Origin of the sequence: Butyrivibrio sp. AE3009, assembly GCF_000420845.1 — a bacterium.
Classification (GTDB): Bacteria; Bacillota; Clostridia; order Lachnospirales; family Lachnospiraceae; genus Butyrivibrio.
Genome location: NZ_ATVS01000076.1, coordinates 1 through 6,882, shown reverse-complemented (window position 1 = coordinate 6,882; position 6,882 = coordinate 1). Strand labels below are relative to the sequence as shown.

General features: G+C 40.9%; 5 protein-coding genes. All 5 read right to left on the bottom strand.

The window, feature by feature from the left end; genetic code table 11:
* Positions 1 to 415: 415 nt before the first annotated feature.
* Complete coding sequence (locus tag G588_RS0118120) at positions 416 to 763, bottom strand: type II toxin-antitoxin system HicB family antitoxin (protein WP_022780102.1); 348 nt, start codon at positions 761 to 763, stop codon at positions 416 to 418.
* A 263-nt stretch (positions 764 to 1,026) separates the two neighbouring features.
* Positions 1,027 to 2,883, bottom strand: coding sequence for an ABC transporter ATP-binding protein (locus tag G588_RS0118115; RefSeq protein ID WP_022780101.1), 1,857 nt, complete (start codon positions 2,881 to 2,883; stop codon positions 1,027 to 1,029).
* On the bottom strand, positions 2,855 to 4,696 hold the full coding sequence (locus G588_RS0118110) for an ABC transporter ATP-binding protein (RefSeq protein ID WP_026668899.1): 1,842 nt from the start codon (positions 4,694 to 4,696) through the stop codon (positions 2,855 to 2,857). The genes G588_RS0118115 and G588_RS0118110 overlap by 29 nt, the downstream gene beginning before the upstream one ends.
* 134 nt (positions 4,697 to 4,830) lie before the next feature.
* Complete coding sequence (locus G588_RS0118105) at positions 4,831 to 5,493, bottom strand: sensor histidine kinase (RefSeq protein WP_022780100.1); 663 nt, start codon at positions 5,491 to 5,493, stop codon at positions 4,831 to 4,833.
* 11 nt (positions 5,494 to 5,504) lie between these two features.
* A complete protein-coding gene (locus G588_RS0118100) occupies positions 5,505 to 6,221 on the bottom strand; it encodes a LytR/AlgR family response regulator transcription factor (protein ID WP_022780099.1) in 717 nt (238 codons plus the stop codon).
* Positions 6,222 to 6,882 lie beyond the last annotated feature (661 nt).

Genomic DNA, 6,882 nt, shown 5'->3' with positions numbered 1-6,882 from the left:
AAAAATGAAGCCTCCTATTCTGTTCTGTTGGCTTCATTTTATGTGAATTCTATATAAATAATAATACACTGGTTGTATAGTTTGGAAAACTAAATGTTTCCTAGTAGGAAATACGAGAATTCAAGACACGACGAAATTCTGATAACCATCGCCATATGAAACCACCTCTCCTATGAAGATATAGACATTTATGCCAATCGAGGCTGACTCCTACTCGATTTCGCACACGAACATTCCGCATTTCATGCTCCATGTTCTTACGACCGGCAAATGAATTTGTATGCAAGCATCCATTCGCTTGCCGGTCTTGTGCTACAAAAAAATGCTGCCGTACCAAAGTACGACAGCCTCTTTGAGCTTCTAAATATTCCTAAGATGATAAAAGAACCGTCCCAATGTCATCTATACCTTTGTATTAACCCTCTAGGATGTTCAGCTCGTCGTCAATAGCTCTGGATACAAACTGGTTTATGGTGATTCCTTCATTGGCGGCATATAGTGCAATTTTCTTATGCTGTTCAGGCTTAATACGAACATTGAATGAGCCTTTAAACTCACGCTCAGGCTCCTTGCCTATCTCTTTACAGTAATCAAGGTAGTTATCTATACAATCATGCATTGACTGGGTAAGCTCTTTTACTGATTCTCCATGAAAGTTCAAAGAATCATTGATTCCAAGAACATGGCCGATAAAAATCTGATCTTCCTGGTCAAATTCTACTTTTGCATGATATCCATTATATTCCATCAGTGAACTTATCATTCTATCTCACCTACTTCCTTAAGAAATGCTATGACCATCTTTATGTGATATCTGTACAATTCATTACCTGGGTGTGGGCCGTCAAACTGAAGAATGCGTTTGGTTTCAACATGATAATAGCCTATTCCTATTCCTGATCCTCTTATCTGTTCTGCATGCTCATTTTCTATTGTTTTTGAACCTCTCTACTTATAATATGATTGATATACCACAAACGTTACAGTAAAATATAAAAGTGTCAACACTGTTGACGATTTATATATTTACGCGCAATCCCTCTTCTCGTTATAGTACTTGGCCTGGGCGTTCCAAAGTTCATAGTATTTTCCGGCAGTATCCTGCAAAAGTTCCTCATGAGTTCCCTTCTGAATAACAGTTCCCTCATGGAACACTGCGATCTCGTCGCAGAACTTACAGGAGGAGAGTCTATGACTGATGTAGACGGCAGTCTTATCCCCAACTATATCATTGAACTTTTCGTAGATCTCTGCTTCCGCAATAGGGTCAAGAGCCGCAGTGGGCTCATCAAGAATAATGAAAGGAGCATCCTTGTAAAGAGCCCTTGCAATGGCGATCTTCTGAGCTTCGCCGCCGGATATCTCAACGCCCTCTTTGTCGATATTCTTATAGAGCCAGGTCTTAAGGCCCTTGGTCATCTTGGTCTCATCAAGCTCAAAGCCTGCATCCTTAAGGCATGACGCCACTCTTTCCTCATCAGGATTCATGCTGCCTGCCACATTCTCATCAAGGGGTCTGGAGAAAAGATTGAAATCCTGGAATACCACGGAGAAAATGTCCATATACTCATCATAGCGATATTTCTTGATGTTGATGCCATTAAGCAGGATTTCGCCCTCCGTGGGATCATAGAGCCTGCAAAGGAGTTTGATAAAAGTAGTCTTTCCGCTTCCGTTCATGCCAACCACTGCAAGCTTTTCTCCCACTTTGAACTTCATGTTCACATGGCGAAGGCTGTATTGCTCGCTTTCCGGGTATTTGAAGGAAACATCCCTGAACTCAACCTCGTACTTCCTGTCCACTCTCTTTTCCGTGGTGAGGCTTCCCTGGTACATCTTGTTTGGTATATCCATAAACTCGAATACAGTATCAAGATACCCTGCATTGGTGTGCATCATTGTCACTGCGGCAAAAAAGTCCTTGATTCCCATAAAGGTATTGGTGGCAGCGCCTGTATACTGGGTAACTGCACCGATTCCAAAGGCTCCCGCCCATGCTTTCAGGCAGACAAAAAGATATATGATTCCTGTGAGAACCATGGAGATCGCCCCTTCCAGGAATCTCCATCTTGCAGAAAATTTAGTATCTCTACTTAGACTAAAATACTTATCATAATAGTATTCTGCAATTTTTTCCTGACCATATAACCTCATATCTGCTGCTCTTTTATCATCTTCGCTCAAAAAGCAATAATAGGAAAAAGCTCTGTTTCCAAGGATTATCTTTTCCCCAAGATCAGTCCAATACTTGTCTGCCTTAGCACCACACGCGGGTGACAAAATAGAAATCAATAGCATAAATCCTAAAATCAGCAATATAAAGGCCTTATGATTAAGAACTTCAAATTCATGACCAGACGGAACCAACTTTGTAAACAGCGAAGCCCCAAGGGCAATACCCGTGATTATCCTAAGGAATGCGGTTATGCTCTTATCATATATATCTACTGTACGCATAAGCCCCCAATTGCCCCAGTTTGCTGCATGCTCCATCTTAGCAGCGAGTCTAATTGCGTACTTACTGTCTACATCAGGAAAATCCAGAATTTTCATCTTATCCGTCATTATTCGCATCTGATCAGCCCATAGTCCGTCATTGTATATATCACATCTTCGTACAAGCATCCCCTTTACAAGGCTAATCACTGCATCCACCGCAAGAATTACAAGAGTTAATGCAAAGAGTCTTCCGGGATTTCTCTCTCCTGCAAGCTCCTCTATAAGCATCGCGGCAATAAAAATATTCACGTAGGGACCAAGGGCCTCTAATACACACTTTGACGTAGAGTAGAAGAAAAACATCGGTTCATATTGTGTCATTATTTTTAGCCCTCTGATGTTTTTGGAAACATCATCAAATAACTTCAGGAATTTCGTTTTCATACTCGTACTCACCCCCTTCCTTGTAATATCTGCTCTGCACCTCAAATAAATGTGCATAGTCCCCGCCTTGACTTATAAGCTCATAATGAGTTCCTTCTTCTTTAACCCTGCCATTTTCCAATAGAAGTATCCTGTTACAAAACCTTGTGGATGCCAGCCTGTGGGATATAAAAATGCTTGTCTTTCCCTTAGTCATTTCATTATATTTCATGTATATGTCATTTTCTGCGATTGGATCCAGGGCTGCGGTAGGTTCATCAAGAACAAGCACAGGTCCATTTTTATACAACGCTCTGGCTAGAATAAGTCGTTGTGTTTCTCCTCCGGATAACACAACACCATTATCAAAGACCTGCCTACCGATTATTGTATCTGCTCCCTCTGGAAGCGAATCCACTTTATCTGTTAATCCTGCCTGTTCAAGACAATATCTGACTTTTTTCTCATCATATCCGTCAATCGTCTGTGAAACATTCTGAAAAACTGTACTCTCAAGTACAGAAAAATCTTGAAATACTGCAGAAAATAACCTGTAATAGTCATTTCTGTTATATTTCCTGATGTCCTCGCCATTAAGGCAAACCTCGCCTTCCGTAGGATCAAGAAGACCTGTAATCAGTCGTACAAGAGTTGTCTTTCCTGCGCCGTTAAGTCCAACTATTGCAACATTCTCTCCCGGTTCCAATGTAAGATTCATATTGCTTATGATATCCTTTTCTGATCCCGGATAACGGTAGCTGACATTCTTAAGTTCTATTTTGATCTTAGAATTTTCATTAAGGTTCAGCGCTTCTCCATCATCAAATTTATAGGACTCAGGCCATTCCAGGAATTCCCGAAGCATTGACAGGCCTATGCTTTTTTTATGTAGTTCCAAAAAACTGCGAAGGAGCCCCGTTATCCATGCTGTAAACCCACTGATTGCACCCAGATATAGAAGAAATACTGCTGCAGAAAGGTCCGTCTTAAGCAGCAATCTAATAAGATATGCATAGGCTATTCCATTTCTTAAAAGAGTAGCTATAAGGCCTACTACGTTTGCAAGAAATAGCTTTCTTTCCTTTTTAATTTTCAATGAACGTATTGATCTATACACGATATCACGCACGTCGCACAGCCATTCGTGAATACCAAAAATCCTAAGGTCTTTTGCAAATTGCCTATTAATTAATCTTCCGTAGAGATAAAATGATTCCTTTTGATACCTGCTTATCTCATCCTTATAGTAGTACTCCGCTTCTCCGATTTTTTTATTTATCAGGAATTCAATAACAGTAAGAACTGTTGTCACAAGGACCAGTAACGGATTAAGTGAAGAAACAATAATCAGATAAATGATCAGCCCCAAAACATTGTTGAGTATATCCGCAAGAACCCTCCACACAGCCTGAGTCGAAGAATTATCAGACATAACTTCCCTCTCCGCGGTGCTCCCCAAGTTCTGAAATTTTTCATCACAGAAATTGCAATATGACGTATTAGCTCTTTTCGAAGCTAAATCCATTAACATTTCTACTCTAAGAATAGGCCATGAAACAATAGCTTTTTCCCTGAAATATCCCTTGAGACCTGCCATAGAAAATAGCAATAAAGTAAAAAGCCCTACTGCTACGACAAGTTCCCAAATTGAGGAATGCAGTTCTACACGACTTAGTATCACAGGTGTAACCAGCATCTGGGTTGTAGTTAAAGCAGTATCAATAATAGCTATTAAAAGACAAATAATGATTATGTCTTTATGCCCCCTAAAAGCCCTCCTCAGCATATATGCAGTCATCTGCCACATATTGTATTTAGCTTTTCTTTTTTCCATACCAATATTCCTTCCAAACACGTATTACCTAGGTGATATCATCCTATCACAGAAAAACATCCCCGATCATTTCGGGGATGAATTGTAATATTCCGGGGATGAATTGCAGAGTATGCCATCCAAGGTTATTGTTCTTAACCCTGTGGCAATAGAATCTCGGTGGTAAAAGCCCCGTCCTCGCTGTTTCTTGAAAGGAACCCTCCAAGCCTATCAACGATGGCATCCATTCTTACAAGTCCAAAGCCATGGCCTTCGCCCTTGGTGGTGCTAAATATCTTGCCCTGCTTCTTGAGCTTTTTTCCCGCAGTGAAATTGGTAAAGGATATGTAGAGCTGCGTTCCCTTCATATCCATGTAAACTCTTATTATGCGCTCCTTTGGAGGCAGCTCCATGCTGGCCTCAATGGCGTTGTCAAAAAGGTTGCCGATTATGCAGCACAGGTCAAGCTCAGAGATATTGAGCTTAACTGGAATATGGGCATCTGCCTCCACATGTATATCCCTAGACTGTGCAAGGGATATCTTGCTGTTGAGGATGGCATCAGCCATGGCGTTTCCGGTTTTGATCACTGTATCCACCGTGTTAAGGTCCGTATCCAGCTCATCCAGATACTTGGAAATCCCCTGCAGATCTCCCTCTGCAGCCAGAACTTTCATCATCTGTATATGATTTTTGTAATCATGTCGCCAGCCACGCATCTTTTTATACATATTTTCAACTTCCTGATAGTGTGTCTCTATCAGTTCACGCTGATACGCATCGATCCTGCTGTCTATCTTCTTGTTAAAAAAACTCATCTTCTGCCTCGCTAATTCATGGAGATAATAGCCCTGTTTACCTTTTCGTATGCTCCTCTTGGAAGCGGAATGTTTGCTCCGTCCTTAAGTATAATGTCCGTCTTTGTAACCCTGGTAATACAGGATAGATTCACAATTGCTGACCTTCCCACTCTGAAAAAGCGTTCATCCAGTTCTTTTTCAATGTCTCCAAGAGTCTTCTTGATGGTGTATTCCCTGTCTGCATGTATGGTTATATAGTTCGCCCTTACATCAATGTATCTTATCTGATAAACCGGAACAATGGCCATTCCATCAGATGTTTCAACCGCTATAGTCTTTTCATTCTGGGATACTTTCTGAGTCGCCCTGTCAAGAACAGCAAAGAGCTTCTCTTCCTTCACAGGCTTCATCAGATAGTGCAAGGCCTCCACTTCATAACCTTCTGCAATATAGTCGGAATAGCCTGTAATAAACACAATCTGGATACGGCTGTTTTCCGCACGAAGCTTTTTTGCCATGGAGACACCATCCATTTTCCCCATTTCCACATCCAGAAGGATAATGTCGTAATCCTTGCAGTCTTCATACCGGAACATAAACTCTTCAGCAGAGGAAAAAAGAGTTGTCTCCGCTGCAAGGCTTCCATCGCTGCCACTTATCCACTTCTGCACCAGTTTTTCTATATATTCTCTGTCTTTTTCGCTGTCATCGCAGATAGCGATCTTGTACTTATCTTTTGTAGCCATTTATATTATTACTCCGCATTTTCAATCCATTCACTAACCAAGTATAGCGGAACATTGACCAGCCAGTCCTGTTCTCTATAATTTCTGCAAATACAGTTTACATTTTTTATGGCGAAAAACACAACTTATTTTACATTTTTACAAGGGAACACTTGGGGCATTTTACAAAAATGTTGACGAACATGACTTATAATCCGCGGGTTTTCCAGCTCCTTTATGCTATCAATATGTTGATAATCATATGAAACACATGTGAATTCTCCCTTTAATATGCCTTTTGGAATAAAAAACGAGCTAACAAAGGCTATCCTATGGTATATAAGCATACTAATACAGTAAAAAAGGAAGTATCAGTATGCCTAGATAGTGTCAAATGATCTATGAAAAAACTGAGTAGAAAAAATAGGCTCAGATGAACCTTGGAAATTGCAGATATATAGGTTGAGGTAGCCGGACGCCACCCTTGACAGCACAAAAAATAACTGCTGACGGTTAATCACCGACGGCGAAGAACTCAAGAACAATCAGATTTTCTCCGTCGTTTGCAGCAGTGTAGCAGTTATTTTTTGTGCCATCAAGGGCAAGCCGCTAAAGCGGTGGCTAGGTTAATACCTCGGGCTCAGAATCTAAGAACAATCAGCTGGCAGCCTGAAGTTCAAGT

Excerpts from the sequence above, each read along its gene's own strand:
- G588_RS0118115 (WP_022780101.1), bottom strand. The coding sequence starts at position 2,883 with ATGAAAACGAAATTCCTGAAGTTATTTGATGATGTTTCCAAAAACATC.
- G588_RS0118120 (WP_022780102.1), bottom strand. The coding sequence starts at position 763 with ATGATAAGTTCACTGATGGAATATAATGGATATCATGCAAAAGTAGAA.
- G588_RS0118110 (WP_026668899.1), bottom strand. The coding sequence starts at position 4,696 with ATGGAAAAAAGAAAAGCTAAATACAATATGTGGCAGATGACTGCATAT.
- G588_RS0118100 (WP_022780099.1), bottom strand. The coding sequence starts at position 6,221 with ATGGCTACAAAAGATAAGTACAAGATCGCTATCTGCGATGACAGCGAA.
- G588_RS0118105 (WP_022780100.1), bottom strand. The coding sequence starts at position 5,493 with ATGAGTTTTTTTAACAAGAAGATAGACAGCAGGATCGATGCGTATCAG.